Annotated in this window: 22 protein-coding genes and 1 pseudogene; 7 read left to right on the top strand and 16 right to left on the bottom strand. The window is 70.1% G+C overall.

Annotation, left to right across the window (positions count from 1 at the left end):
* The first annotated feature begins 74 nt into the window (after positions 1 to 74).
* Positions 75 to 1,088: a heme A synthase gene (locus tag OG972_RS30710; protein WP_266986950.1), complete on the top strand. Its 1,014-nt coding sequence runs from the start codon at positions 75 to 77 to the stop codon at positions 1,086 to 1,088.
* A 28-nt stretch (positions 1,089 to 1,116) separates the two neighbouring features.
* Here the strand turns inward: OG972_RS30710 and OG972_RS30705 are convergent, their stop codons facing one another.
* The 3 genes from OG972_RS30705 to OG972_RS30695 all read right to left on the bottom strand — a co-directional run bounded on the left by OG972_RS30705 (position 1,117) and on the right by OG972_RS30695 (position 3,777).
* Complete coding sequence (locus OG972_RS30705; protein ID WP_266986948.1) at positions 1,117 to 2,262, bottom strand: amidohydrolase; 1,146 nt, start codon at positions 2,260 to 2,262, stop codon at positions 1,117 to 1,119.
* A gap of 107 nt (positions 2,263 to 2,369) precedes the next feature.
* Entirely contained in the window at positions 2,370 to 2,729 is a 360-nt protein-coding gene (locus OG972_RS30700; protein ID WP_266986946.1) for a hypothetical protein, read from the bottom strand.
* Between the two features lie 94 nt (positions 2,730 to 2,823).
* A complete protein-coding gene (locus tag OG972_RS30695) occupies positions 2,824 to 3,777 on the bottom strand; it encodes a heme o synthase (protein ID WP_266986944.1) in 954 nt (317 codons plus the stop codon).
* Between the two features lie 344 nt (positions 3,778 to 4,121).
* Here OG972_RS30695 and tkt point away from each other — a divergent pair, with 344 nt between their 5' ends.
* Genes tkt through pgl form a run of 5 tightly spaced genes read left to right on the top strand, consistent with a single transcriptional unit; the run spans position 4,122 to position 10,713 of the window.
* Entirely contained in the window at positions 4,122 to 6,224 is a 2,103-nt protein-coding gene (gene tkt / locus OG972_RS30690) for a transketolase (protein WP_266986942.1), read from the top strand.
* A 34-nt stretch (positions 6,225 to 6,258) separates the two neighbouring features.
* Complete coding sequence (gene tal, locus OG972_RS30685; protein WP_266986940.1) at positions 6,259 to 7,377, top strand: transaldolase; 1,119 nt, start codon at positions 6,259 to 6,261, stop codon at positions 7,375 to 7,377.
* A gap of 5 nt (positions 7,378 to 7,382) precedes the next feature.
* Positions 7,383 to 8,915, top strand: a complete 1,533-nt coding sequence (zwf, locus tag OG972_RS30680) for a glucose-6-phosphate dehydrogenase (RefSeq protein WP_266986938.1) — start codon at positions 7,383 to 7,385, stop codon at positions 8,913 to 8,915.
* Entirely contained in the window at positions 8,912 to 9,934 is a 1,023-nt protein-coding gene (gene opcA, locus OG972_RS30675; protein ID WP_266986936.1) for a glucose-6-phosphate dehydrogenase assembly protein OpcA, read from the top strand. The genes zwf and opcA overlap by 4 nt, the downstream gene beginning before the upstream one ends.
* The gene (pgl, locus tag OG972_RS30670) at positions 9,931 to 10,713 is read left to right on the top strand and encodes a 6-phosphogluconolactonase (RefSeq protein WP_266986935.1); all 783 of its coding nucleotides are present in this window, start codon (positions 9,931 to 9,933) and stop codon (positions 10,711 to 10,713) included. The genes opcA and pgl overlap by 4 nt, the downstream gene beginning before the upstream one ends.
* Positions 10,714 to 11,026: 313 nt before the next feature.
* Here pgl and OG972_RS30665 read toward each other — a convergent pair whose 3' ends face one another.
* From OG972_RS30665 to uvrC, 12 genes are all read right to left on the bottom strand, one after another.
* Positions 11,027 to 12,619, bottom strand: a complete 1,593-nt coding sequence (locus OG972_RS30665; protein ID WP_266986934.1) for a PH domain-containing protein — start codon at positions 12,617 to 12,619, stop codon at positions 11,027 to 11,029.
* On the bottom strand, positions 12,616 to 13,119 hold the full coding sequence (locus OG972_RS30660; RefSeq protein WP_266986932.1) for a PH domain-containing protein: 504 nt from the start codon (positions 13,117 to 13,119) through the stop codon (positions 12,616 to 12,618). The genes OG972_RS30665 and OG972_RS30660 overlap by 4 nt, the downstream gene beginning before the upstream one ends.
* Positions 13,120 to 13,123: 4 nt before the next feature.
* A complete protein-coding gene (pgi, locus tag OG972_RS30655; RefSeq protein ID WP_266986930.1) occupies positions 13,124 to 14,776 on the bottom strand; it encodes a glucose-6-phosphate isomerase in 1,653 nt (550 codons plus the stop codon).
* Positions 14,777 to 14,931: 155 nt separating this feature from the next.
* Positions 14,932 to 15,267 carry an RNA polymerase-binding protein RbpA gene (locus OG972_RS30650; protein WP_078839979.1) on the bottom strand — a complete coding sequence of 112 codons (336 nt, stop codon included), beginning with the start codon at positions 15,265 to 15,267 and terminating at the stop codon, positions 14,932 to 14,934.
* 109 nt (positions 15,268 to 15,376) lie between these two features.
* Positions 15,377 to 15,613, bottom strand: a complete 237-nt coding sequence (gene secG / locus OG972_RS30645) for a preprotein translocase subunit SecG (protein WP_078839980.1) — start codon at positions 15,611 to 15,613, stop codon at positions 15,377 to 15,379.
* 116 nt (positions 15,614 to 15,729) lie between these two features.
* Positions 15,730 to 16,506, bottom strand: coding sequence for a triose-phosphate isomerase (tpiA, locus tag OG972_RS30640; protein ID WP_266986924.1), 777 nt, complete (start codon positions 16,504 to 16,506; stop codon positions 15,730 to 15,732).
* A 6-nt stretch (positions 16,507 to 16,512) separates the two neighbouring features.
* Complete coding sequence (gene pgk / locus OG972_RS30635; RefSeq protein ID WP_266986922.1) at positions 16,513 to 17,724, bottom strand: phosphoglycerate kinase; 1,212 nt, start codon at positions 17,722 to 17,724, stop codon at positions 16,513 to 16,515.
* Between the two features lie 108 nt (positions 17,725 to 17,832).
* Complete coding sequence (gap, locus tag OG972_RS30630; protein ID WP_266986920.1) at positions 17,833 to 18,837, bottom strand: type I glyceraldehyde-3-phosphate dehydrogenase; 1,005 nt, start codon at positions 18,835 to 18,837, stop codon at positions 17,833 to 17,835.
* Between the two features lie 262 nt (positions 18,838 to 19,099).
* Positions 19,100 to 20,089, bottom strand: coding sequence for a DNA-binding protein WhiA (gene whiA, locus OG972_RS30625; protein WP_030919772.1), 990 nt, complete (start codon positions 20,087 to 20,089; stop codon positions 19,100 to 19,102).
* Positions 20,080 to 21,117 (bottom strand): uridine diphosphate-N-acetylglucosamine-binding protein YvcK, encoded by a 1,038-nt coding sequence (gene yvcK, locus OG972_RS30620; protein ID WP_266986918.1) that lies wholly within the window; start codon positions 21,115 to 21,117, stop codon positions 20,080 to 20,082. Before yvcK ends, whiA begins: the two co-directional genes overlap by 10 nt.
* The gene (gene rapZ / locus OG972_RS30615) at positions 21,114 to 22,139 is read right to left on the bottom strand and encodes an RNase adapter RapZ (protein ID WP_266986916.1); all 1,026 of its coding nucleotides are present in this window, start codon (positions 22,137 to 22,139) and stop codon (positions 21,114 to 21,116) included. Before rapZ ends, yvcK begins: the two co-directional genes overlap by 4 nt.
* Entirely contained in the window at positions 22,136 to 24,163 is a 2,028-nt protein-coding gene (gene uvrC / locus OG972_RS30610; protein ID WP_266986914.1) for an excinuclease ABC subunit UvrC, read from the bottom strand. Before uvrC ends, rapZ begins: the two co-directional genes overlap by 4 nt.
* A 615-nt stretch (positions 24,164 to 24,778) precedes the next feature.
* Here uvrC and OG972_RS30605 point away from each other — a divergent pair.
* Positions 24,779 to 25,572: pseudogene (locus tag OG972_RS30605) on the top strand (hypothetical protein).
* Here OG972_RS30605 and OG972_RS30600 read toward each other — a convergent pair.
* Positions 25,529 to 25,957 (bottom strand): Rieske (2Fe-2S) protein, encoded by a 429-nt coding sequence (locus OG972_RS30600; RefSeq protein WP_266986912.1) that lies wholly within the window; start codon positions 25,955 to 25,957, stop codon positions 25,529 to 25,531. The pseudogene OG972_RS30605 and the gene OG972_RS30600 sit on opposite strands and share 44 nt — an antisense overlap.
* Between the last annotated feature and the right edge of the window lie 332 nt (positions 25,958 to 26,289).

Here is a 26,289-nt window from a genome sequence, read left to right as displayed (position 1 = left end):
GGCGACGACGTGCGGCATGACGTTTCGAGGTAACTCGTCCCCCTCGTGAAAGCTTGCACAAGCCGCCGCTTACGATGGTGCGCGTGCCCAAGCTGACCCGAGCCGAAGTCGCTCAAGCCGCGCGGAACCCGCTCCTCTTCATCGCTGAACGCTGGACCCCGTCCCCCCGGACGGTCCGCCGCGCGGCGATGTCGGCCGTCGTGATGGCCGTCGTCATCGTGGTCACCGGCGGTGCGGTGCGGCTGACCGGCTCCGGTCTCGGCTGCCCCACCTGGCCCAAGTGCACCGACGAGTCCCTGACGGCGACGAGTGCGATGGGCTTCCACGGCGCCATCGAGTTCGGCAACCGGATGCTCACCTACGTGCTGTGCGCGGCGGTCGGCTGGGCGATCATCGCCGCCCGCTCGGCGAAACCGTGGCGGCGCAGCGTCACCCGGCTCGGCTGGGCGCAGTTCTGGGTGGTCATGGGCAACGCCGTGCTCGGCGGCATCGTCGTGCTGGTCGGCCTCAACCCGTACACCGTCGCGGCGCACTTCCTGCTCTCCACCGCGCTGCTCACGGTCGCCGTCGTGACCTGGCAGCGGGTTCGGGAGGGCGACGCCGAGCCGCGTCCGCTGGTCGGCAAGGCGGTCTCGCAGCTGACCTGGCTGCTGACGGTCGCGGCCGGTCTGCTGATCGCCGTCGGCACGGTCGTGACGGGTGCCGGACGGCATGCGGGCGACTCCAGCGACGTCCACCGCATCCCGCTCGACTGGAAGATGATCGCGCAGCTCCACGCCGACCTGGCCTGGGTCGTGGTGGCACTGACGGTCGCGCTCTGGTTCGTACTGAAGGCCGTCGACGCGCCGGTCGGTCCGATGCACCGCACCCGTGATCTCTTCCTGGTACTGATGTCGCAGGGCGTGATCGGGTACGTGCAGTACTTCACCGACACCCCGGAGATCCTGGTCGGGCTGCACATGCTCGGTTCGTGCCTGGTGTGGATCGCCGTCGTGCGGGTGATGCTCTCGCTGCGCGAGCGCCCGGGGGCGACCGCCCCGGTGCCCGCCCCCGCCGCCCAGACGCCGGAGCCCGCAGCCGCCGGCTGAGAGCCTGTCGGGTGACCTCTGAGCCCTGCTACGCGGGCCGCCGGTCCAGCCCGTACACCCGGCGCGCGTTGCCGGACGCGATCATCGCGGCCACCCGCGTGGCGTCGGTGCGCGACCACGCACCGTCCGCCACCCAGCCGCCCAGCACCCTGCCCAGCGCCTCACGGAACTGCCGCGCGCCCACCACATGCAGTTCCGGCAGTCCCTGAGCGCCGCTGGAGAACAGCAGTTTGCCGAACGGGGCAAGCTCCAGGACCTCCGCGAGGACGGCCGCGGCGCGTGCTCCCGTACGGGTCAGGGCGGCGCCCGCGTCGGCGTACACATGCGGATGGATGCTCGCCAGCTGGGCGGCGTGCCGGTGGTGCGGATAGCTGTGCAGCAGTACGAGATCGCTGCCGAGCCCGGCCGTCGCGGCGGCGAATCCCGCCGTCCGCCGGGGGTCGGTGGAGCGCAGCTGCAGCTGCAGCGGCCGCCCGCAGGCGATCGCGGTCCACAGCAGATGCCGCAGCAGCACCGGGTCGTCGGGGGTCGCGCACGGCGTACCCGGGCCGCCGGCACCGGTCCGCGCCGCCCGGCGTTCCGCCTCCCGCCCCGCCAGCCACCGTCCGGCCGCGCCGCGCACCTCGCCCGGCCCCGGCGGTCCCGGATCGGCTTCCAGGCCATGGCGTACGGCCGCAGCGGAGGTGAAGGCGACGGCGGAGGCTGCCGCGGTGTGCACGGCCGCTGCGAGGCCGGCGAGGAAGCTCTCGACGGTGCCCGAGGTGTCGGCGACCTGCTCGGCCAGGGGCTCCAGCCGCACGATCTCGCCCGCGTCGGCCCCGGCCGCGGCAGCGATCTCTGCCGGGCCGGTGAGGTCGCCCGGAAGCCCGGTGTCGACGAGATAGGTGGAGACGCCGGTGGCACGGAGCAGCCGTCGGCCGGTCTCCGCGACGCCCAGTTCCCGGCGGCGGGCCAGATAGCGGGCCGGTGGGCAGTGGGGTTCGAGACCCAGCAGCGGAGGGCACCAGCGGCGTACGGCGAAGCCGGTCTGGGTGTCGAAGAAGCTGGTGCCGGGCGTGGGCGTCCCCGCTGCCGTGGCCAGCCGGGCCTCGAAGGTGCCGAGGCCCAGTTCGGTGCGGAGCACCCCGTGGCAGTGTTGGTCGACCAGATCCGCCACGGGCAGTATGTCGGTCATCCGGAGCTCCCTGCGACGACGTGTGTGTACCCGTCCTAACGGGTGACCCCGGTGTCAGGTGTTGCTCCTGCCCGGCGGGATGCGCCCGGAGACGTCCCGACAGGCTCTCAGCCCTTGTTGGAGGGGCCGCCGACCTGGATCCCGGCCATCCGCGTCCACTCGTACGGGCCGGTGCGGACCTTGGCGGCGAACTCTCCGTCGAAGGACTCGTGCATCGTGATCCCGGCCTTCGCGGTGGCACTCTCGGCGACCGCGTACGAGGGTGCGACCAGGTCGCCCCAGCCGCCGTCCTCGCCGACCAGCACGATGCGGGTGCCCATCTGCCCGATGTAGGCGAGCTGCCCCTCGGCGCCGCCGTGCGCCTTGGCGAAGGCACCGATCTGCTTGGCGAGCCTGGCTGCCCTGCGCTCCGCGCGGGCGGCCTGCTTGCTGTCGTCAACCTGCTGGGTCTCTGCCATGTCTGCCATGCAACGGATGCTACCGATGGGTAGATCAACTGGCGACGGGCGGGGCACGTGGCATGGGCCACGTACCCCGCCCGTCGGCAGGAGCGAAACGGTGTCAGCGCAGGAACGGGTCGACCGCGACGGCGACGAACAGCAGCGACACATAGGTGATCGACCAGTGGAACAGTCGCATTTCCTTGAGCTTGGCGCCGGACACCCCGGCCTTCGCCCGGTTCTGCAGGCCGTGCGCCTCCCAGAGCCAGAACCCGCCGGTCAGCAGCGCCACGGCCGTGTAGAACCAGCCGGTGTAGCCGAGCGGGGTCAGCAGCAGCGACACCGCCACCATCACCCAGCTGTAGATGACGATCTGGCGGGCCACCACGCGATTGGACGCGATGACCGGGAGCATCGGTACGCCGACACGGGCGTAGTCGTCCTTGACCTTCATCGACAGCGGCCAGTAGTGCGGCGGCGTCCAGAAGAAGATGACGGCGAAGAGGATGACCGCGGCCCAGGACATCGAGTTGGTCACGGCGGACCAGCCGATGAGGACCGGCATGCAGCCCGCGATGCCGCCCCAGACGATGTTCTGCGAGGTGCGCCGCTTCAGCAGCATCGTGTAGACGACGACGTAGAAGGACAGCGCGCCCAGCGACAGCGCCGCCGACAGCCAGTTGACCAGCAGCCCGAACCAGACCGTCGAGATCACCGCGAGGGCGATACCGAAGGCCAGGCACTCTCGGGGGCTCACCATGCCGGTGACCAGCGGACGCTGCGACGTACGGTCCATCAACGCGTCGATGTCGCGGTCGATGTACATGTTGAGCGCATTGGCACCACCCGCGGAGAGATATCCGCCGATGGTGGTAGCGAGTACGAGCCACAGGTCGGGCACACCCTGAGCGGCCAGGAACATCACCGGAACAGTGGTGATCAGCAACAGCTCGATGATCCGCGGCTTGGTCAGTGCCACGAATGCCTTGATACGGGCCCCGAATGGGCGATGGCCCCCTGGGCTCGGAGTCAAGGCGACCCCTGCGGGTCGGGACTCGACGGCCGTCACGCACACCCCTGACAGAGAAATCCCAGCAAGCTCCGGGCATGAAGGCCCAGTAAAGACTTGCGCGAACCAGACCACTGTAGACGTTGGGGACAGGCCGTTCTTCGCGGGGGTGGGGTCGTGTTGGAGTCGCGCCGAAGCGCCGTGTCCGATGAGCGCATAAGTAAGGAGTGGCGCTCATCGGAGTAGCGCAGAAGTGAGCCGTTGCGCTCATACGGGAGGCGAACTCCGCGGGTCGCCTGCACCCTGGAAAGCAGCCGGAAAATGCGTGTTGCGTCAGGGGTAGGCTCGACGATGCCCGGTGCGGTCACCAGTCACCGGTTTACAACAGTGGAGAGGAGCCCTGACTCAGGGTGAGCACCAAGCCGACCACCACAGACCTCCAGTGGACCGAATTGGACCAGCGGGCCGTGGACACTGTCCGCGTCCTTGCCGCTGACGCCGTACAGAAGGTCGGAAACGGCCACCCGGGTACGGCGATGAGCCTCGCTCCCGCCGCGTACACGCTCTTCCAGAAGGTGATGCGGCACGACCCCGCCGACGCGGACTGGACCGGTCGCGACCGGTTCGTGCTCTCGGCGGGTCACACGAGCCTGACCCTCTACATCCAGCTCTACCTGGCCGGGTACGGCCTGGAGCTCGATGACCTCAAGGCGTTCCGCACCTGGGGCTCGAAGACCCCCGGTCACCCGGAGTACGGCCACACCACCGGTGTCGAGACGACGACGGGCCCGCTGGGCCAGGGTGTCGCCAATGCCGTGGGCATGGCCATGGCCGCCCGCTACGAGCGCGGCCTGTTCGACCCGGAGGCGGCCCCCGGCACCTCCCCGTTCGACCACATGGTCTGGGTCATCGCCGGTGACGGCTGCCTCCAGGAGGGCATCTCCGCGGAGGCCTCCTCGCTGGCCGGGCACCAGAAGCTCGGCAACCTGGTCCTGCTGTGGGACGACAACCACATCTCCATCGAGGGCGACACGGAGACCGCGGTCTCCGAGGACACCCTGAAGCGGTACGAGGCGTACGGCTGGCACGTCCAGCGCGTCGAGCAGCTGCCGAACGGCGACCTGGACCCCGCGGGTCTCTACAAGGCGCTGCAGGCGGCCAAGGCCGAGACCGAGCGCCCGTCGTTCATCGCGGCCCGCTCGATCATCGCCTGGCCGGCCCCGCACGCCCAGAACACCGAGGCCTCGCACGGCTCGGCGCTCGGCGAGGACGAGGTCGCGGCGACCAAGAAGGTCCTGGGCTTCGACCCGGAGAAGACCTTCGAGGTCTCCGACGAGGTCATCGCGCACACCCGTGAGGCGCTGGACCGCGGCCGCGAGGCCAAGGGCGAGTGGGAGAAGACGTTCGCCGCGTGGCGCACCGCCAACCCTGAGCGCGCCGCCGAGTTCGACCGGATCTCCGCGGGCGAGCTGCCCGAGGGCTGGGAGGACAGCCTTCCGGTCTTCGAGCCGGGCAAGGGCGTCGCCACCCGCGCCGCCTCCGGCAAGGTGCTCCAGGCCCTCGGCGAGATCATCCCCGAGCTGTGGGGCGGATCCGCCGACCTCGCGGGCTCGAACAACACGACGATCGACAAGACGTCGTCGTTCCTCCCGGCGGGCAACCCGTTGCCGGGCGCGGACCCGTACGGCCGCACGATCCACTTCGGTATCCGCGAGCACGCCATGGCCGCGGCCATGAACGGCATCGCACTGCACGGCAACACCCGCATCTACGGTGGCACCTTCCTGGTGTTCTCCGACTACATGCGCAACGCCGTGCGACTGTCCGCGCTGATGCACCTGCCGGTGACGTACGTGTGGACGCACGACTCGATCGGTCTCGGCGAGGACGGCCCGACCCACCAGCCGGTGGAGCACCTGGCCTCGCTGCGCGCCATCCCGGGCCTGAACATCGTCCGCCCGGCCGACGCCAACGAGACCTCCATCGCCTGGCGCGAGATCCTGCGCCGCTACACGAAGGTGTTCGGCAAGGGCGCCCCGCACGGCCTGGCGCTGACCCGTCAGGGCGTGCCGACGTACGAGGCGAACGAGGATGCGGCCAAGGGCGGGTACGTGCTGTTCGAGGCCGAAGGGGCCGAAGGGCAGAACACAGAGCCGCAGGTCCTCCTGATCGGCACGGGCTCCGAGGTCCACCTCGCCGTCGAGGCGCGCGAGGAGCTGCAGGCGGCCGGCATCCCGACCCGGGTGGTCTCGATGCCGTCGGTCGAGTGGTTCGAGGAGCAGGACCAGGCGTACAAGGACAGTGTTCTGCCGCCGTCCGTGAAGGCCCGTGTCGCCGTCGAAGCGGGCATCGGCCTGACCTGGCACCGGTACGTCGGAGACGCCGGCCGGATCGTCTCGCTGGAGCACTTCGGTGCCTCGGCCGACGCCAAGGTCCTCTTCCGCGAGTTCGGTTTCACCGGTGAGCACGTTGCCGCCGCAGCGCGGGAATCTCTCGCGGCCGCCGCGCGCTGACGCCGTTATACGACTAGTAGGAGATGTAATTCTCATGACAGACGCACTCAAGCGCCTTTCCGACGAGGGCGTGGCGATCTGGCTCGATGACCTGTCGCGCAAGCGGATCACCTCCGGCAACCTCGCCGAGCTGATCGACCAGCAGCACGTCGTGGGCGTCACCACCAACCCGTCCATCTTCCAGAAGGCGATCTCGCACGGAGACGGCTACGAGCAGCAGCTCACCGACCTGGCGACCCGCAAGGTCACGGTCGACGAGGCCATCCGCATGATCACGACGGCGGACGTCCGCGACGCCGCCGACATCCTGCGCCCGGTCTTCGACGCCACGGGCGGCCAGGACGGCCGGGTCTCCATCGAGGTCGACCCGCGTCTGGCTCACCACACCCACGCCACGATCGCCGAGGCCAAGCAGCTGGCCTGGCTGGTCGACCGGCCGAACACGCTCATCAAGATCCCGGCGACGAAGGCCGGTCTGCCGGCGATCACCGAGGTCATCGGCAAGGGCATCAGTGTCAATGTCACCCTGATCTTCTCGCTGGAGCGCTACCGCGAGGTCATGGACGCCTACCTGGCGGGCCTGGAGAAGGCACAGGCCGCGGGCCTGGACCTCTCCAGGATCCACTCGGTGGCTTCGTTCTTCGTGTCCCGTGTGGACTCCGAGATCGACAAGCGCCTCGACGCGATCGGCACCGACGAGGCCAAGGCGCTGAAGGGCAAGGCGGCGCTCGCCAACGCCCGGCTGGCGTACCAGGCGTACGAGGAGGTCTTCTCCTCCGACCGCTGGGCGGCTCTGGACAAGGCGCAGGCCAACAAGCAGCGTCCGCTGTGGGCCTCCACCGGTGTCAAGGACCCCGCGTACAAGGACACGCTGTACGTCGTCGACCTGGTCGCCCCCGGCACGGTGAACACCATGCCCGAGGCAACCCTGGAGGCCACGGCCGACCACGGGCAGGTCACCGGCAACACCGTCGCCGGCACCTACGAGCAGGCGAAGGCCGAGCTCGACGCCGTCGCGAAGCTCGGGATCTCCTACGACGACGTCGTGCAGCTCCTCGAGGACGAGGGCGTCGAGAAGTTCGAGGCGTCCTGGATCGATCTGCTCAACTCCACCGAGGCGGAACTCAAGCGCCTCGCCCCTTCGGAGGGCTGACCACTTTGTCTGGTGTTCCCGGAGCCAACCCGCTCCGTGACGCCCAGGACCGCCGGCTCCCGCGTATCGCGGGGCCGTCGGGCCTGGTCATCTTTGGCGTCACGGGCGATTTGTCCCGTAAAAAGCTGATGCCCGCTGTCTATGACCTGGCCAACCGCGGCCTGCTGCCACCGGGCTTCTCGCTCATCGGCTTCGCGCGCCGCGAGTGGCAGGACGAGGACTTCACCCAAGAGGTCCACGACGCCGTCAAGCAGCACGCCCGCACGCCGTTCCGCGAGGAGGTCTGGCAGCAGCTCATCCAGGGGATGCGCTTCGTCCAGGGCAACTTCGACGACGACGAGGCCTTCGAAACCCTGAAGGCCACCATCCAGGAGCTCGACAAGGAACAGGGCACGGGAGGCAACTTCGCCTTCTACCTGTCCGTGCCGCCGAAGTTCTTCCCGAAGGTCGTCCAGCAGCTGAAGAAGCACGGGCTGGCCGAGCAGACGGAGGGGTCCTGGCGGCGCGCCGTCATCGAGAAGCCGTTCGGTCACGACCTCACCAGTGCGCAGGAGCTCAACCAGCTCGTGCACGACGTGTTCCCGCCCAACGAGGTCTTCCGGATCGACCACTACCTGGGCAAGGAGACGGTCCAGAACATCCTGGCGCTGCGGTTCGCCAACACGATGTTCGAGCCGATCTGGAACCGGAGCTACGTCGACCACGTCCAGATCACGATGGCCGAGGACATCGGCATCGGCGGCCGGGCCGGCTACTACGACGGCATCGGCGCCGCCCGTGACGTCATCCAGAACCACCTGCTGCAGCTGCTGGCGCTGACCGCGATGGAGGAGCCCGGCTCCTTCCACCCGAAGGCGCTGGTCGCCGAGAAGCTCAAGGTGCTCACGGCGGTCGAACTGCCGGACGACCTGGGCAAGCACACCGTGCGCGGCCAGTACGCGCACGCCTGGCAGGGCGGCGAAGAGGTCCTCGGCTATCTGGAGGAGGACGGCATCGACCCCAAGTCGAAGACCGACACCTTTGCCGCGATCAAGCTGACGATCAACAACCGCCGCTGGGCGGGCGTGCCGTTCTACCTCCGTACCGGCAAGCGGCTCGGCCGCCGGGTCACGGAGATCGCGGTCGTCTTCAAGCGCGCCCCGTACCTGCCGTTCGAGTCGGGGGCCACGGAGGAGCTGGGCGGCAACGCGCTGGTCATCCGGGTCCAGCCGGACGAGGGTGTGACCGTGCGGTTCGGCTCCAAGGTGCCCGGCACCTCCATGGAGGTGCGGGACGTCACGATGGACTTCGCCTACGGCGAGTCCTTCACCGAGTCCAGCCCGGAGGCGTACGAGCGGCTCATCCTCGATGTGCTGCTGGGCGACGCCAACCTCTTCCCCCGCCACCAGGAGGTCGAGCTCTCCTGGAACATCCTCGACCCGATCGAGCAGTACTGGGACAAGCACGGCAAGCCCGCGCAGTACCCGGCGGGCACCTGGGGTCCGGCAGAGGCGGACGAGATGCTCGCACGAGACGGACGGAGCTGGCGTCGGCCATGAAGATCGATCTCACGGAAACCACCTCCAGCAAGATCAACCAGGCGCTGGTGTCGGCTCGGCGTGCCGTCGGCACGCCGGCCATCGGCATGGTGCTGACCCTGGTCATCGTCACCGACGAGGAGAACGCGTACGACGCCCTCAAGGCGGCGAGCGACTCCTCCCGCGAGCACCCCTCGCGGATCATCGCGGTGATCAAGCGGGTCAGCCGCTCGCCGCGCAGCCGGCGCGACGCGCGGCTCGACGCCGAGGTACGGGTCGGTTCCGACTCGGGCTCCGGCGAGACCATCGTCCTGCGCCTCCACGGTGAACTGGCCAACCACGCCCAGTCGGTGGTCCTGCCGCTGCTGCTGCCGGACGCCCCGGTCGTGCTGTGGTGGCCCGAGGACGCACCGTCCGACCCGGCGAAGGACCCGCTGGGCGCGCTCGCCCAGCGCCGGATCACGGACGCCTACTCGGCGGAGGCGCCGAGCGCCGAACTCGCGGCGCGCGCCCAGTCGTACACCCCGGGCGACACGGATCTGTCCTGGACCCGCATCACCCCGTGGCGTTCGATGCTGGCGGCCGCGCTCGACCAGAAGCCCGTCGAGGTGCTGTCGGCGACGGTCGAGGGCGAGTCGGAGAACCCCAGTTGCGAACTGCTCGCCATGTGGCTCGCGGACCGGCTCAAGGTACCGGTGCGGCGCACGCTGTCCGCCGGTCCCGGCCTGACGGCCGTACGGATGGAGACCAAGGGCGGCACCATCGTCCTGGACCGCCCGGACGGTTCGCTGGCCACGCTCTCCATGGAGGGACAGCCGAACCGTGCGGTGGCGCTCAAGCGGCGGGAGACCGCCGAGCTGCTCGCCGAGGAGCTGCGCCGTCTGGACCCGGACAACACCTACGAGGCCACGGTGAAGTTCGGTGTGGAGAATCTGGCCGACGCGGCGGGGCCCGAGCCCTCCGCGGCGAAGGCGTCCGAGCCCGCCACCACCCCGACCGCGGCGAAGAAGACCGCGGCGAAGAGGGCGGCAGCGAAGTGAGTGCCCCTCAACTTGTCGTGCATCACGACAAGGAGCTGATGGCGCAGGCCGCCGCGGCCCGGCTGATCACGAAGATCGTGGACGCCCAGGCCGCGCGCGGCTACGCCTCGGTGGTCCTCACCGGTGGGCGCAACGGCAACGGCCTGCTGGCCGCGCTCGCCGCCGCGCCCGCCCGGGACGCGATCGACTGGTCGCGGCTAGACCTGTGGTGGGGCGACGAGCGGTTCCTGCCGGACGGCGATCCGGAGCGCAATGTCACGCAGGCCCGTGAGGCCCTGCTGGACTCGGTGCCGCTCGACCCGTCCCGGGTCCATGCGATGCCCGCTTCGGACGGTCCCTGCGGCAACGACGCCGACGCCGCCGCCGCCACGTACGCCGCCGAACTGGCCACCGCCTCCCGTCCGGAGGACCACGGCCCGGTCCCGACGTTCGATGTGCTGATGCTGGGCGTGGGCCCGGACACGCATGTCGCGTCGCTCTTCCCGGAGCTGCCCGCGGTACGGGAGACCGAACGCACCGTCGTCGGTGTGCACGGCGCTCCCAAGCCGCCGCCCACCCGCATCTCGCTGACGCTGCCCGCGATCCGGGCCGCGCGCGAGGTGTGGCTGCTCGCGGCGGGCGAGGACAAGGCGGAGGCCGCCGCCATCGCACTGTCGGGCGCCGGGGAGATCCAGGCCCCGGCGGCGGGCGCGTACGGACGCAGCCGCACGCTGTGGCTGCTGGACTCGGCGGCGGCCTCGCAGCTGCCGCGCGCGCTGTATCCGCCGGCCTCTCCCTGAGTGGTCGTCAGCGCGGCTGACAACAGGCCCGGTTCGCTCCCAGGAGCGGACCGGGCCTGTCTGCTGTCCGGCGCCCGTGGGAGCGATCCGCCGAGCCGGGGCCGTGCCACTGGCCGTCTGCGGTGCCGCATCGGCGCACTCGATCCCACCCGGAGACAAACCCGGCTCAGGGCGGCGTCACACGCTACGGCGAGGGCGCGGCACCCGGGACGGCCGGACCGTCGCCGAGGGCGAGCGCGTCGAGTCCCAGTCGTCAACGGCCCGAAGGGTCCGCAGGCGGAGGACGTCCGATCCGCCTGACACCGGAGCGGGGTCAGGCGTGCGGCGGCGTGCGCTCCAGGAAGGGCTCCAGCAGGCCGGGGACGGCCTCGGAGGCGAAGCCGAGGCCCTCGCTCGTACCGGCGTCGTGCACCGTGTAGGCGCCCGCTCCGGCCGCCGTCGTGGCGGTCACGCTCAGCAGCCCCGCCCGCCGCTGGAAGTACGACTGCCTGACCGTCCAGCCGATCACTCCGGCCCGCTCCAGTGCGGCGGTGGACCGCCGTACGGTGCCGGAGCGGGTCACCAGATAGTCACCGCTGAGGGCGTGTCCCAGGCCGCGGTACGCATCACGGGCCAGGAACACGCCGACCGGCAGCCCCACCACGGCGCAGCCCAGGGCAACCCACAGCAGGACGGGCGTCAGCAGCACGCCCAGGACACCAAGGATCAGCACGGGTGCCAGGACGGCCAGGACCGCCCGGCGCAGCCGTCTGCCACGGGCCGCGAGGGGGTGCGGGATCAGCGGGGCACCGGTCGGGGCCGTGGTCTCGCGCAGCGCGTCGGCGGCCACGGCGTCTGCGACGCTGCGGGGCGCGGCGGGCAGCAGGGTGTTGTGGTCGCCGTGCTGCTCCTCGTCGTCCTTGGCGAGGCCGGTGGTGATCGCGTCCACCCGGGCGGCGCCGAACAGCCGGATACCGAGCGGTTCGACGACGTCGACGCCGCGCAGTCGGCGCTCCTCGATGGTGACGGACCGGGAGGTGAGGAGTCCGCGCCGGATCCGCAGGGTGCCGCCAGGTTCTCGCTCAAGGCGGTAGCTCCACCACATCTCGACCCAGAGGCCGAGCGCGCCGAACACCCCGGCGACCGTCGCGGTGACGGCGAGGATCACGGCCATCATGAGCAGCGAGGTGTCCCGGAAGCGGTCGCCGATCCAGTGGAGCACCTGGCCCTGTTCCCCGAACCAGTCGCTGACCTGCAGCACCGCCCCGACCGCCGCACCGCCGAGGGCGGGGGTGACGAACGAGACCGGTGCGTAGCGGATCCAGCGCGGGTCGAGTGCGGCGAGCTCGCCCTCGCGGTGGGTGCCGGGCACACCGGTGGCCGCGCGGGTCAGCAGCTCGTGGCGGAGCCGTTCGCCCTCGCTCCTGCGGACCGGGTCGAGCTCCAGGGTGGCCTCGTTGCCGGTGTGCTCACCGGTACCGATCCGGACGGTGACGAGGCCGAGGATCCGCAGCAGGGGGTGGGCGGTGAGGTCGACGCTGCGGATGCGTTCGCGGGCCAGTGAGCGCTTCTTGACCAGCAGCAGCCCGGTGTGGAGCTCGATGCGCTCGGCGCCGATGCGATAGCGGGTGCGCCGCCAGCGTATGTAGTCGCCGCCCGCACCGCAGCCGATCATTGCGAGCGCGCCGGTCAGCACCCAGGCGACGGCGGCCGCGAGGCCGAGCCGTCCGGCCAGGCCGAGCGTGGTGGGCACCGCGGCGCCGGCCGCCACGCCGGTCGAGACGAGTGCGGTGACGAGGACCGTACGCCGGTCGAGCTGCCGCCAGCCGGCTCCGGCGGCCGCCCCGGGATCCGTACGGTCCCGGTCCGATGTGCCGGCCGGTGGGGCGAGCCGCTCGCTGCCCGTGCCGTCCGCGACCTCACTCATGTGGCGTCCCCGGGCGTGTCCTGGGTGATCCGGGTCAGCCGCTCGGCCAGTTCGGCGGCGAGCTCGTGGTCGAGGCCCTCGATCTTCAGGGCCCCCTTGGAGGAGGCGGTGGTCACGGTGACCGAGGCCAGCCTGTAGAGCTGCTCCAGCGGGCCGCGCACGGTGTCGACGGTCTGGATCCGGGACATCGGCGCGATCCGCCACTCCTGCCGGATCACGCCGGTCCTGATGTACACCGCCTCGCCGGTGACCTCCCAGCGGTGGGTGCGGTACCACCAGCGGGGGAAGAGGACGGCGCAGGCCGCACCGAGGACCGCGAGGACCACGGCGGGCAGCAGCAGCCAGAACCGGGCGGGCGCGATGAGCGCGCCCAGCACGGCCAGGACGGCCACCGGCGCCGCGGTCAGCAGCAGCCACTGGGTCCGCCACCAGCTGACGGCCCTCGGGTCCAGCGTGTTGTTCGGCGGCCGGAGCCGCACCGCCCTTTCCCCCGTGGTCATCGGATCAGCGGCCCCGCCGCGTACGGTACGCGGCGACGAGGGCGGCGGTCGAGCTGTCCAGCTGCTCGCCCCCTGTGCCCTCGGTCAGCACCGGCTCGATCTTCTTGGCGAGAACCTTGCCGAGCTCGACGCCCCACTGGTCGAAGGAGTCGATGTTCCAGACGGCGCCCTGGACGAAGACCTTGTGCTCGTACAGGGCGATGAGCTGGCCGAGCACGGACGGCGTCAGCCTGTCCGCGAGGATCGTCGTCGTGGGGTGGTTGCCCCGGAACGTCTTGTGCGGCACCAGCTCCTCGGCGACGCCCTCCGCGCGGACCTCGTCCGGCGTCTTGCCGAAGGCCAGCGCCTGGGTCTGGGCGAAGAAGTTGGCCATCAGCAGATCGTGCTGGGCGACGAGCCCGGGCAGCAGGTCGGCGACCGGCTCGGCGAAGCCGATGAAGTCGGCCGGGATGACCTTGGTGCCCTGGTGGATCAGCTGGTAGTAGGCGTGCTGCCCGTTGGTGCCGGGCGTGCCCCAGACGACCGGTCCGGTCTGCCACTCGACCGGATTGCCGTCCCGGTCCACGGACTTGCCGTTGGACTCCATGTCCAGCTGCTGCAAGTAGGCGGTGAACTTGGACAGATAGTGGCTGTACGGCAGTACGGCATGCGACTGGGCGTCGAAGAATCCGCCGTACCAGATGCCCAGCAGGCCCAGCAGCAGAGGGGCGTTGGCCTCCGCCGGGGCGGTGCGGAAGTGTTCGTCGACGAGGTGGAAGCCGTCGAGCATCTCGCGGAACCGGTCCGGTCCGATGGCGATCATCAGCGAGAGACCGATGGCCGAGTCGTACGAGTAGCGGCCGCCGACCCAGTCCCAGAACTCGAACATGTTGGCGGTGTCGATGCCGAAGTCCGCGACCTTCTCGGCGTTGGTCGAGAGCGCCACGAAGTGCTTCGCGACCGCGTCCTGCTCGGCCCGAAGTCCGGTCAGCAGCCAGTTGCGGGCGGAGGTGGCGTTGGTGATCGTCTCGATCGTGGTGAAGGTCTTCGACGCGACGATGAACAGCGTCTCGGCGGGGTCGAGGTCGCGAACGGCCTCGTGCAGGTCGGCGCCGTCGACGTTCGACACGAAGCGGACGGTGAGCGAGCGGTCCGTGAAGGAGCGCAGCACCTCGTACGCCATGGCGGGGCCGAGGTCGGAGCCGCCGATGCCGATGTTGACGATGTTCTTGATCGGCTTGCCGGTGTGGCCGGTCCACTCCCCCGACCTGATGCGGTCGGCGAAGGCCGCCATCTTGTCGAGCACGGCGTGCACGGCAGGCACCACGTTCTCGCCGTCGACCTCGATCACGGCGTCGCGCGGGGCGCGCAGCGCGGTGTGCAGGACGGCGCGGTCCTCGGTGGTATTGATCTTCTCGCCGCGGAACATGGCGTCACGCAGCTCGGCGACTCCGGTGGCGTCGGCGAGCTCGCGCAGCAGCCGGAGCGTCTCGTCGGTGACCAGGTGCTTGGAGTAGTCGAGATACAGATCGCCGACCCGGAGGGTATATCCGGCCCCGCGCTCCGGATCGTCGGCGAACAGCTGCCGCAGATGCGTCTGCCCGAACTGCTCACGGTGCTTGCCGAGAGCGGTCCACTCGGGCGTGTGATTCAGCTTGGTTCGGCTTTGTGCGTTCATCCCGGATATCAGCCCACTTCTTCTCGTACGTGCACATGCCCCGCTGCCCCTCCAACTTAATTGATCAGAGGGGTTGACGAGGCGACGGAGAGCTGCGGCGCCGACAAATGCACTCCGGCCGGGCACCCATGGGGTGACCGGCCGGTGAACAAAAACTAGATTTCGCCCCGGAGTTTGGCCAGGGCCTCGGCGAGGATGGCCTCGCCGTCCGCATCGCTGCGCCGCTCACGTACGTACGCAAGGTGCGTCTTGTACGGTTCGGTGCGCGGCGGGTCCGGCGGGTTGTCCCGGTCCTGACCGGCCGGGAAGCCACAGCGCGGGCAGTCCCAAGTGTCCGGTGTCTGCGCGTCACTGGCGAAGCTCGGCTGCGTCTCGTGCCCGTTCGAGCACCAGAAGGAGATGCGGAGACGCGGCGCGGACTCGCCCCGCTCGGCCTCCCCCATCGGCCCCGCTCCGACCCGGCTTCCCCGGATCGCGTTGCCACTTGCCACGGTCGTAACTCCCTGCGTGATGGTGCTCGAAGATGCCCCAGTCTACGTAAGGCCCAACGCGCGTCCAGTGAAAGGAGTTACACCCTCACCGGGAATCGCGGACGCCGGGTCAGTTGTCCAGCTTCATCAGCAGACCAAGCACAACAATGCATGCGAACCAACCCAGACCGACCACCACGGTGATCCGGTCGAGGTTTCGCTCGGCGACCGAGGAGCCACCGACGGACGACTGCATACCGCCACCGAACATGTCGGAGAGGCCGCCGCCCTTTCCCTTGTGCATCAGCACCAGCAGCATCAGCAGCAGGCTGAAGACGATCAGGGCGATCGAGAACCCCATAACCACGGCTGGTCCCTACTTTCCGGAATTCCCTTGGACTGCTCTAACGGACAACGGGGGCCGGGAGGACAATGACCCCCACGGCCCCCGCAAGGGTACGACGGATCGGCGCTACCGCATACTCACTGGTCGCGGAAGCGGACGATCTTGACGAACTCGTCCGCGTCGAGCGCGGCGCCGCCGATCAGCGCACCGTCGATGTCGGGCTTCGCCATGATCTCCGCGACATTCCCCGACTTCACGGAGCCGCCGTACTGGATGCGGACCGTGTCGGCCAGCTCCTGGGAGTACAGCTCGGCGAGCCGGCCGCGGATGGCCCCGCAGACCTCCTGGGCGTCGTCGGAGCCGCAGACCTTGCCGGTCCCGATGGCCCAGACCGGCTCGTACGCGATCACGATGGTCTCGGCCTGCTCGGCCGGGATGTCCTTGAGCGCGCCGTCGACCTGCGCGAGGGTGTGCGCGACGTGGCGGCCCTCCTCACGGACCGACTCCTCCTCGCCGACGCACAGGATCGGGGTCAGGCCGTGCTTGTAGGCGGCCTTCACCTTGGCGTTGACGATCTCGTCGGTCTCGTGGTGGTACTGGCGCCGCTCGGAGTGGCCGATCGCGACATAGGTGCACTTCAGCTTGGCGAGCATGGGGCCGGAGATCTCACCGGTGTACGCGCCGGAGTCGTGCGCCGAGATGTCCTGGGCGCCGTACTTGATCTTCAGTTTGTCGCCGTCGACCAGCGTCTGCACCGAGCGCAGGTCGGTGAAGGGCGGCAGGACGGCGACCTCGACGGCGTCGTAGTCCTTGTCGGCCAGGGCGAAGGCGAGCTTCTGGACGTGTGCGATGGCCTCGAGGTGGTTGAGGTTCATCTTCCAGTTGCCCGCCATCAGCGGGGTACGGGTGCTCATGAAAGGTCAGTCCTCCAGTGCGGCGAGGCCGGGAAGCGTCTTGCCCTCGAGGTATTCGAGGCTGGCGCCGCCACCGGTCGAGATGTGGCCGAATGCGTTCTCGTCGAAGCCCAGGATGCGGACGGCAGCGGCGGAGTCGCCACCGCCCACGACGCTGAAGCCCTCGGAGTCGACGAGGGCCTGGGCGACGGCCCGGGTGCCCTCGGCGTAGTCGGGGTGCTCGAAGACGCCCATCGGGCCGTTCCAGAAGACGGTGACGGCGTCGGCGAGCTTCGAGGCGTACAGCTTGTTGGTCTCGGGTCCGTTGTCCAGACCCATCACGCCGGCCGGGATGACGTGCGCGGGCACGGTGCTGTGCTGGGTCGGCGCCTTGGTCTTGAGGTCCGGGAACTGCTCGGAGACCACGACGTCGACGGGGAGCACGAACTCCACGCCCTTCTCCTCGGCGCGCTTCAGATACTCCAGCACCGCCGGGATCTGGTCCTCCTGCAGGAGGGAGCTGCCGACCTCGTGGCCCTGGGCCTTGAGGAAGGTGTACGCCATGCCACCGCCGATGAGGATGCGGTCGGCCCGCTCCAGGAGGTGGTCGATGACGCCGAGCTTGTCGGAGACCTTGGAGCCGCCGAGCACGACGGCGTACGGACGCGCGACGTCCTCGGTGAGCTTCTTCAGGACGCCGACCTCGGTGGCGATCAGGTCGCCCGCGGCGTGCGGCAGTCGGGCCGGGAGGTCGAAGACCGAGGCGTGCTTACGGTGGACCGCTCCGAAGCCGTCGCCCACGTACACATCGGCGAGTTCGGCGAGCTGGTCGGCGAACGCGCCGCGCTCGGCGTCGTCCTTCGACGTCTCGCCGGGGTTGAAGCGGAGGTTCTCGATGACGGCGACCCGGCCGTCGGTGAGGGCTGCGACCGTGGCGCGGGCGGACTCGCCGACCGTGTCGGTCGCGAAGGCGACGTCGGCGCCGATCAGCTCGCCGAGCCGGGCGGCGGCGGGGGCCAGGGAGAAGGCCGGGTCCGGGGCGCCCTTGGGGCGGCCCAGGTGCGAGGCGACGATGACCTTCGCACCGGCCGCGGCGAGCTTCTCCACGGTCGGCTGAACGGCGCGGATGCGGCCGTCGTCGGTGATGGTGGTGCCGCTCAGCGGCACGTTGAGGTCGGCGCGGACGAATACGCGCTTGCCGGTGACCCCTTCGGCGAGAAGTTCGTCGATCGTCTTCATCTTGCTGGACTCCTTGGAGGGCGGGAGAGCATGCAACGGGGCTCGAACGGCGCTGCGTTGCGCCGTCCGAGCCCCGTGCTCACATCGAGGTGCCTGCCGATTCGACGGTCAGAGCTGGCTGCCGACGAACACGGTCAGGTCGACGAGGCGGTTGGAGTAGCCCCACTCGTTGTCGTACCAGCCGATGACCTTGACCTGCGTACCCTCTGCCATGGTCAGCAGGGAGTCGAAGGTGCAGGACGCCGGGTCCGAGACGATGTCCGAGGACACGATCGGGTCCTGGGTGTAGACGAGCTTGCCCTTGAGGGGGCCCTCGGCGGCCTTCTGGAAGGCGGCGTTGACCTCGTCGCGGGTGACCTCGCGCTCCAGCGTGATGACCAGGTCGGTGACCGAGCCGGTCGGGACCGGAACGCGCATCGCGATGCCGTCGAGCTTGCCCTTGAGCTGAGGGAGCACCAGAGCGGTGGCCTTGGCGGCACCGGTCGTGGTCGGGATGATGTTCTCCGCGGCGGCACGGGCGCGACGCAGGTCGGAGTGCGGGAAGTCCAGGATGCGCTGGTCGTTCGTGTACGCGTGAACCGTCGTCATGAGGCCCTTGACGATGCCGAAGTTCTCGTCCAGAACCTTGGCCATCGGCGCAACACAGTTGGTGGTGCAGGAGGCGTTGGAGATGACGTGGTGGTTGGCCGCGTCGTACTTGTCCTCGTTGACGCCCATCACGATGGTGATGTCCTCGTCCTTGGCCGGAGCCGAGATGAGGACCTTCTTGGCACCACCGGCGATGTGCTTCTCGGCGTCGGCCTTCTTGGTGAAGATGCCGGTCGACTCGATGACGACGTCGACGCCCAGCTCACCCCAGGGGATGTCGGCCGGGTTGCGCTCGGAGAGCACCTTGATGGTGTGGCCGTCGACGGTGATGCTGTCGGCGGTGTGGCTGACCTCGGCCTTCAGACGACCCAGAATGGTGTCGTACTTCAGAAGGTGGGCCGTGGTCGCAGTGTCACCCAGGTCGTTGACAGCCACGATCTCGATGTCCGCACCCTGCTCCAGCAGCGCGCGGAAGTAGTTACGACCGATGCGGCCAAAGCCGTTGATGCCTACGCGGATCGTCACGAACCGATCTCCTCGTTAGGTACGCCGGTTTTCGACGCCGGCGAGTTGTATGGGATGTCCCCGACCGCCTCCGACCCTACCTCTCCAAGTGCCCGTGAGTGACATCGAGCGGCGCCGGAAGCGACGCGGAGACCCGTATCTCCCCGGTAGGAGTACGGGCCTCCGGATATCCGACCGCACACACAGCAATGATTACTGACTGTCAACAGCTGCGGTATTGCCGCGCGTTCCGCTTTCGGCCGACTTTCGCCGCCGTTTCCGCTCAGCCCACCAGGCCGTCGGCGAGCTCCTCACTCAGGGTGGATTCCGTCCCCGGGATACCGAGGTCCTGGGCCCGCTTGTCGGCCATGGCCAGGAGCCGGCGGATCCGGCCGGCCACCGCGTCCTTCGTCAGCGGCGGGTCCGCGAGCGCGCCCAGTTCCTCCAGGGAGGCCTGCTTGTGTTCCATGCGCAGCCGTCCGGCCGCCGCGAGGTGCTCGGGCACCTCTTCGCCCAGGATCTCCAGGGCACGCCCCACGCGGGCACCCGCCGCCACCGCGGCCCGCGCGGAGCGGCGCAGATTGGCGTCGTCGAAGTTGGCCAGCCGGTTGGCGGTGGCGCGGACCTCGCGGCGCATCCGCCGCTCCTCCCAGGCCAGCACCGACTCATGGGCGCCGAGCCGGGTGAGCAGGGCACCGATCGCGTCGCCGTCGCGGACGACGACCCGGTCGACGCCGCGCACCTCGCGTGCCTTCGCCGCGATGGAGAGCCTGCGGGCCGCGCCGACCAGCGCGAGCGCCGCCTCCGGGCCCGGGCAGGTCACCTCCAGCGAGGAGGAGCGGCCCGGCTCGGTGAGCGAGCCGTGGGCCAGGAAGGCCCCGCGCCAGGCCGCCTCGGCATCGCAGGTTGCCCCCGAGACCACCTGCGGCGGCAGACCGCGGATCGGGCGGCCGCGGCCGTCCACCAGACCCGTCTGGCGGGCCAGCTGGTCGCCGCCCGCCACCACCCGTACGACATAGCGGGAGCCGCGCCGCAGACCGCCGGGGGCCATCACGATCAGCTCCGAGCTGTGCCCGAAGATCTCGAGAATGTCCCGCTTCAGCCGGCGTGCCGCCATCGCGGTGTCCAGCTCCGCCTCGATCACAATCCGGCCACTCACCAGGTGCAGCCCGCCCGCGAACCGAAGAATCGCCGAAACCTCTGCCTTCCTGCAGCAGGTCCGGGTCACGGGAAGCCGAGAGATTTCGTCCTTCACCGCTGGCGTCATCGCCATGGGCCGATCCTTCCATGCATCCGAAAAATACGGTCGTACGCGGCAGCCAACAGCTCCGGATCATGGATCGGAACGCCGTCGGGTGAGGCCACCGGCGCCAGCTCGACCGCGGCACCGAGCCGCTTGGCGGCATCGGCGAGGGACTCGCGATCGGGCACGGCGGCTTCGTCGGCCAGCACCACGTCCAGGGCGAGTTTAGGGGCGTGTCGTCCCAAAACCTCCAAATGACGCTGCGGAGAGAAGCCATCAGTTTCACCGGGTTGCGGTGCGAGGTTGAGCGAGAGGACCTTGCGGGCCTTCGTCACGACGAGCGCGTCGAGCAGTTCCGGTACGAGCAGATGCGGGATCACGGAGGAGAACCACGATCCCGGGCCGAGCACCACCCAGTCCGCGTCCAGGACCGCTTCGACCGCCTCCGGGACGGCCGGCGGGTCGTTCGGGACGAGGTGCACGGACTGCACCTCACCGGGGGTGAGCGCCACCGTCGCCTGGCCGCGCACCGTGTCCACCTCATCCGGACGGGCCGGGTCGTGGCCCCGTACGAGCGCCTGGAGCTCCAGCGGCACGGCGGACATGGGCAGCACCCGGCCGTGCGCGCCGAGGAGCTTGCCGACCAGGTCCAGTGCCTGCACATGGTCGCCGAGCTGCTCCCACAGGGCGACGATCAGCAGATTGCCGACCGCGTGCTCGTGCAGATCGCCCTTGGACTGGAAGCGGTGCTGGATGACCTGGGCCCAGGTCTGGCCCCAGTCGTCGTCGCCGCAGAGCGCGGCGAGCGCCTTCCGGAGGTCGCCGGGCGGCAGGACGCCCAGCTCCTCGCGGAGCCGGCCGCTGGAGCCGCCGTCGTCGGCGACGGTGACCACGGCGGTGAGATCGCCGGTGATCCGGCGCAGCGCCGCGAGCGACGCGGACAGGCCCATGCCGCCGCCGAGGGCGACGACCTTGGGATGCGGGGCGCCGCGCTTGCGGGCGGAGAGCGCAGAAGTGGCTCTGCGCAGCCGCCGCAGGCGCAGATTACGGCTGGTCACTCGCGCCCCATGTCCCGGTGGACGAGGACGGTCTCGATTCCCTCGGTGGCGAGCCGCGCGGCGAGCTTCTCCGACATCGCGACGGAGCGGTGCTTGCCGCCGGTGCAGCCGACGGCGATCGTCACATAGCGCTTGCCCTCGCGGCGGTAGCCCGCGGCGACGAGCTGCAGCAGCTCGGTGTACTGGTTGAGGAACTCCTTGGCGCCCGGCTGGTCGAAGACGTACGCCGACACCTCCTCGTTGAGCCCGGTGAACGGGCGCAGCTCCGGGACCCAGTGCGGGTTGGGCAGGAAGCGGCAGTCCACCACCAGGTCGGCGTCGACCGGCAGGCCGTACTTGAAGCCGAACGACATCACGGTCGCCCGCAGCTCCGGCTCCTCGTCGCCGGCGAACTGGGCGTCCATCTTGGCGCGCAGCTCGTGCACGTTGAGGCTGGAGGTGTCGATCACCAGGTCGGCGTCGCCGCGCAGCTCGCGCAGCAGGTCGCGCTCGGCCGCGATGCCGTCGACGATGCGGCCGTCACCCTGGAGGGGGTGCGGGCGGCGGACCGATTCGAAGCGGCGGACCAGCGCGTCGTCGGAGGACTCCAGGAAGACGATCCGCCGGGTGACGTGCTTGGCCTCGAGGTCGGCGAGGGATTCCCGGAGGTTGTCGAAGAAGCGGCGGCCGCGCACGTCGACGACGACAGCGATCCGGGCCACATTGCCCTGCGACCGGGCACCGAGCTCCACCATGGTGGGGATCAGCGCGGGCGGCAGGTTGTCGACGACGAACCAGCCGAGGTCCTCCAGACATTTGGCGGCGGTGGACCGCCCGGCACCCGACATACCGGAGATGATCACCAGCTCGGGGATGGCCGCACTGGCGTCGCCCGTCTCGATCGTGGTGCCCGTACTCACGTGTCCTGCTCCGTCTGCTCGGTCTGTGCGGTCGTGCTCGTGCTCGTGCTCGTGCTCGTGCTCGTGCTCGTGCTCGTGCTCGTGCTGCTGATTGTGCTCTTGTTCCTGCTCGTGCTCAGTCATGTTGCGCTGCCCCCGTCGTCCTCTTCAATGATCTCTCCTGTCGCCGTGTTCACGGCGGGCGCGGCCGGGGCGGTCGAGGCGAGGGCGACAGCCACTGATTCCGCCGTCCTGCGGCCTATTCCCGGAACCTCGCAGATCTCGTCGATTGTCGCCTGCTTCAGCTTCTTCACGGAGCCGAAATGCTTGATCAACGCCTGCTTCCTGGTCTCGCCGAGTCCGGCGACCGCATCGAGAGGGCTGGAGCGGATGCGCTTGGCCCGCTTGGCGCGCTGATAGGTGATGGCGAAGCGGTGCGCCTCGTCGCGGACGCGTTGCAGGAGGTAGAGGCCCTCACTGGAGCGGGGAAGGACCACGGGGTCGTCGTCTTCGGGCAGCCAGACCTCTTCGAGACGCTTGGCGAGGCCGCAGACGGCGACGTCGTCGATCCCCAGCTCGTCGAGGGCCCGCATGGCCGCGGCGACCTGCGGCTGGCCGCCGTCGACCACCACGAGCTGCGGCGGGTAGGCGAACCGCTTGGGGCGGCCGTCGTCCTCGCGGGACCCGACCTCGAAGGGGTCGGCATCGGAGGCTTCCGGGGCCGGGACGGCTCCGGTGGGGGCAGGGGTCTCCCACTCCCCCGTCCGTTCCTTCTCCTGCAGGTACCGCTTGAAGCGGCGGCCGATCACCTCGTGCATCGAGCGGACATCGTCCTGGCCCTCGAAGCCCTTGATCTGGAAGCGGCGGTACTCGCTCTTGCGGGCCAGACCGTCCTCGAAGACGACCATGGAGGCGACCACGTCGTCGCCCTGGAGATGGGAGATGTCGAAGCATTCGATGCGCAGCGGAGCCGAATCGAGGCCGAGCGCCTCGGCGATCTCCTCCAGGGCGCGGGAGCGGGTCGTCAGATCGGAGGCGCGCTTGGTCTTGTGCAGCCCCAGGGCCTGCTGGGCGTTGCGCTGGACCGTCACCATCAGGTCCTTCTTGTCACCGCGCTGCGGGATGCGCAGGCTGACCTGGGAGCCCCGGCGGTCGGCGAGCCACTGGGAGACCGCTTCCGGGTCCTCCGGAAGGGCCGGGACGAGGACCTCCTTGGGGACGGAGTCGCCCGTCTCCTCCCCGTACAGCTGCTGCAGGGCGTGCTCGACGAGGTCCGAGGTGTCGACCGCCTCGACCTTGTCGGTGACCCAGCCGCGCTGGCCGCGCACCCGGCCGCCGCGGACGTGGAAGATCTGCACAGCGGCCTCGAGCTCGTCCTCGGCGAGCGCGATCAGGTCGGCGTCGGTGGCGTCGGCGAGGACGACGGCGCTCTTCTCCATGGCCCGCTTGAGGGCCTCCACGTCGTCGCGGAGCCGGGCGGCCCGCTCGTACTCCATCTCCTCGGCCGCCGCCATCATGTCCTTCTCCAGGCGGCGGATGTACGTGCCCGTGCGGCCGGCCATGAAGTCGCAGAAATCGTCCGCCAGTTCGCGGTGTTCCTCGGGGGTGACCCGGCCGACGCAGGGCGCCGAGCACTTGCCGATGTAGCCGAGGAGGCAGGGGCGGCCGGTCCGCGTGGCGTTCTTGAAGACACCGGCGGAGCACGTGCGTACGGGAAAGACCCGGAGCATCAGGTCGACGGTCTCGCGGATCGCCCAGGCGTGCCCGTACGGACCGAAGTAGCGCACGCCCTTCTTCTTGGCACCGCGCATGACCTGCACGCGCGGGAACTCCTCGTTGAGCGTGACCGCGAGGTACGGATAGCTCTTGTCGTCCCGGTACTTGACGTTGAACCGGGGGTCGTACTCCTTGATCCAGGAGTACTCCAGCTGGAGCGCCTCGACCTCGGTGGCGACGACGGTCCACTCGACGGAGGCGGCCGTGGTGACCATCGTGCGCGTACGGGGGTGGAGATTGGCCAGGTCCTGGAAGTAGTTGGCCAGGCGCTGGCGCAGGCTCTTCGCCTTCCCGACGTAGATCACCCGGCGGTGCTCGTCACGGAATCTGTAGACCCCCGGGGAGTCGGGGATCTGTCCCGGCTTGGGGCGGTAGCTGGAGGGGTCTGCCATGTCTCCCACCCTACTTGCGGGCAGTGACAGTGCGGTGACGTCCGGGGTGATGCCGTCCGCCGCACAGCCGCCCGCCCTGCCGGAGCGGGCACAGCCGGAGCCGAGGAGCTTGTTCCGGTCATCCTCCTGCACCCGGGGCGGTGGGCGTCCGATGTCGGGCCACGGGCGCCGACCGCCCGGGCCGCGTCCTGGCCCAGCGGAAGCACACGGCCGCCTTTCCGGACATACCGGGCGTCCATCCCCGGCTCGCCGGGGTGCGCACGGGGACGGCGCCGCCCTTGACGCGTGGTGCGGCCGCCTGGTGGCCGCGCCCTCCCGGGCCAGGAATCCGGACAGGTGTCCAGGGTCGGTGGCGGCGTCGTGGGCGGCCGCCAGGGCGGGGCGACGACGGTGAACAGGGTGGGGGGGGTGGGGTAATCGGAGGAGCGCGTCCGGACGCTGCTGAGGGAGCATCAACCGTTGTCGGGGACGGATCAACACGCTTCAATGCGGGGGAACATCGCGGTGTGAGCGGTGAGGCGGATGCGTGAACGGTCCGCCCCCGGCGAACTGCCGCCCCACTCCCCCCGGCGCGGTCCCGCCGCCCGTGTCGTGAACGTTCACCGGAGGCACGTCATGCAGCACATCGAGGCCGAACTGGCGCGGGTGCTGCACACCGGCCCGTTCCATCTGGCGCTGCGCACCGCTCTGTCGGTCCGCGGACTCCCCCTCCAGCGGGTGCAGCACCATCTCGCACACCGCGGGGTGAAGGTCGGTGTGACCAGCCTCAGTTACTGGAAGCAGGGCGCCCGGCGCCCGCAGCGCGCCGAGTCCCTGCGGGCGGTGGAAGCACTGGAGGAGGTGCTGCGGCTGCCGGGCGACTCACTGCTGCGGCTCCTGCGGGCCGGGGACGCCCGCGCGGACGCCGAGCGCCCGGCGGCGCGATCGTATCGCTCGCTGATGAAGGCGGCCGGGGCGGTGGAGCGGCTGCTCGACGCGCTGGGGTCGCCTGCCGACGGCGGACTGCACACGGTGGGGCACCAGGAGCGGGTACGGATCGGGGCCGGCCGGGAGATGCAGTGCCGGGACTCGCAGCATGTCGTACGGACCCACCACAACGGGATCGACCGCTACCTCGCCGTGTACCGCGGCGATCCGGGCCGCGATCCTGCGCGGGTGGCGGTGGCGGCCCGGGAGAACTGCCGGGCGGGCCGGATCCGCCGGGACCAGGAGACGGGGGTGCTCGTCACCGAGCTGCTCTTCGACACCCGGCTGCAGGTCCGCTTCACCCAGGTGTCGGCGGGGCGCCGCGCCGTGACCGCGCGGACCTCACCCTCACCGGCCGGCACCGTAGCGTTCACCTGACCCGGCCCGGGGCGTCGGGCGTCAGGCGTCAGGACCGGCGATCAGCTTTCCGCCCTCGACCTTGACCGGGACGGAGGGCAGCGGCACGGTGGCCGGACCCTGCACCGCCTTGCCGGTGGTCGTGTCGAAGCGGCTGCCGTGGCAGGGGCAGTTCCCCTCGTTGTCCTCGACCTTGTCCAGCAGGCAGCCCGCGTGGGTGCACTGGGCGCTGAACGCCTTGAACTCACCCTTGGCCGGGCAGCTGACGACGACCCGCTGCTCGCGGTAGAGCTTGGACCCGCCGACCGGCACCTCGTCCGGGAAGCCGAGCTCGACGGGGGCGGTGGGGGTCGGCGTCTGGGCGTGCCCGAGCTTCGATTCGGTCGAACAGGCGGCCACTCCCAGCCCGGCGACACCGGCGAGAGCGGCACCCTTCAGCACGGTACGGCGGGCGGTGGGCTGGCCGGACATGCGGACTCCACGGGGTGAGAGGGGTGGGACGAAGAGGGGGCGTCGGGGAGACGCCGGGTGCATCAGGGGTACCGGAAGGCACCCGGGGCACCACCGGCATCAGTGACAGAACCGACGATACCGGCGGAGACGGGCGGCCCTGCGGCCGGGCCGGTCGTGGACGGTCATGCCTGGTCAGGACCGGTCGCGACCACGCCTGAGCAGCCATGACCGACCCGCAGCGGCCGACGCGGGCCGGGTCGGCAGCGGGTTGGGCCACCCACTCCTTGCGGCAGCAGGGCGGTGGCAGACCGTCGCCGGTTGCTGCCGCCCGCGCCCGGCCGTCACCGGTC

Origin of the sequence: Streptomyces sp. NBC_01669, from assembly GCF_026339735.1 — a bacterium.
In the GTDB taxonomy this organism is placed as follows: Bacteria; Actinomycetota; Actinomycetes; order Streptomycetales; family Streptomycetaceae; genus Streptomyces; species Streptomyces yanii.
The sequence above is the reverse complement of the archived record's forward strand: the minus strand, read 5'-3'. Positions and strand labels throughout refer to the sequence as shown.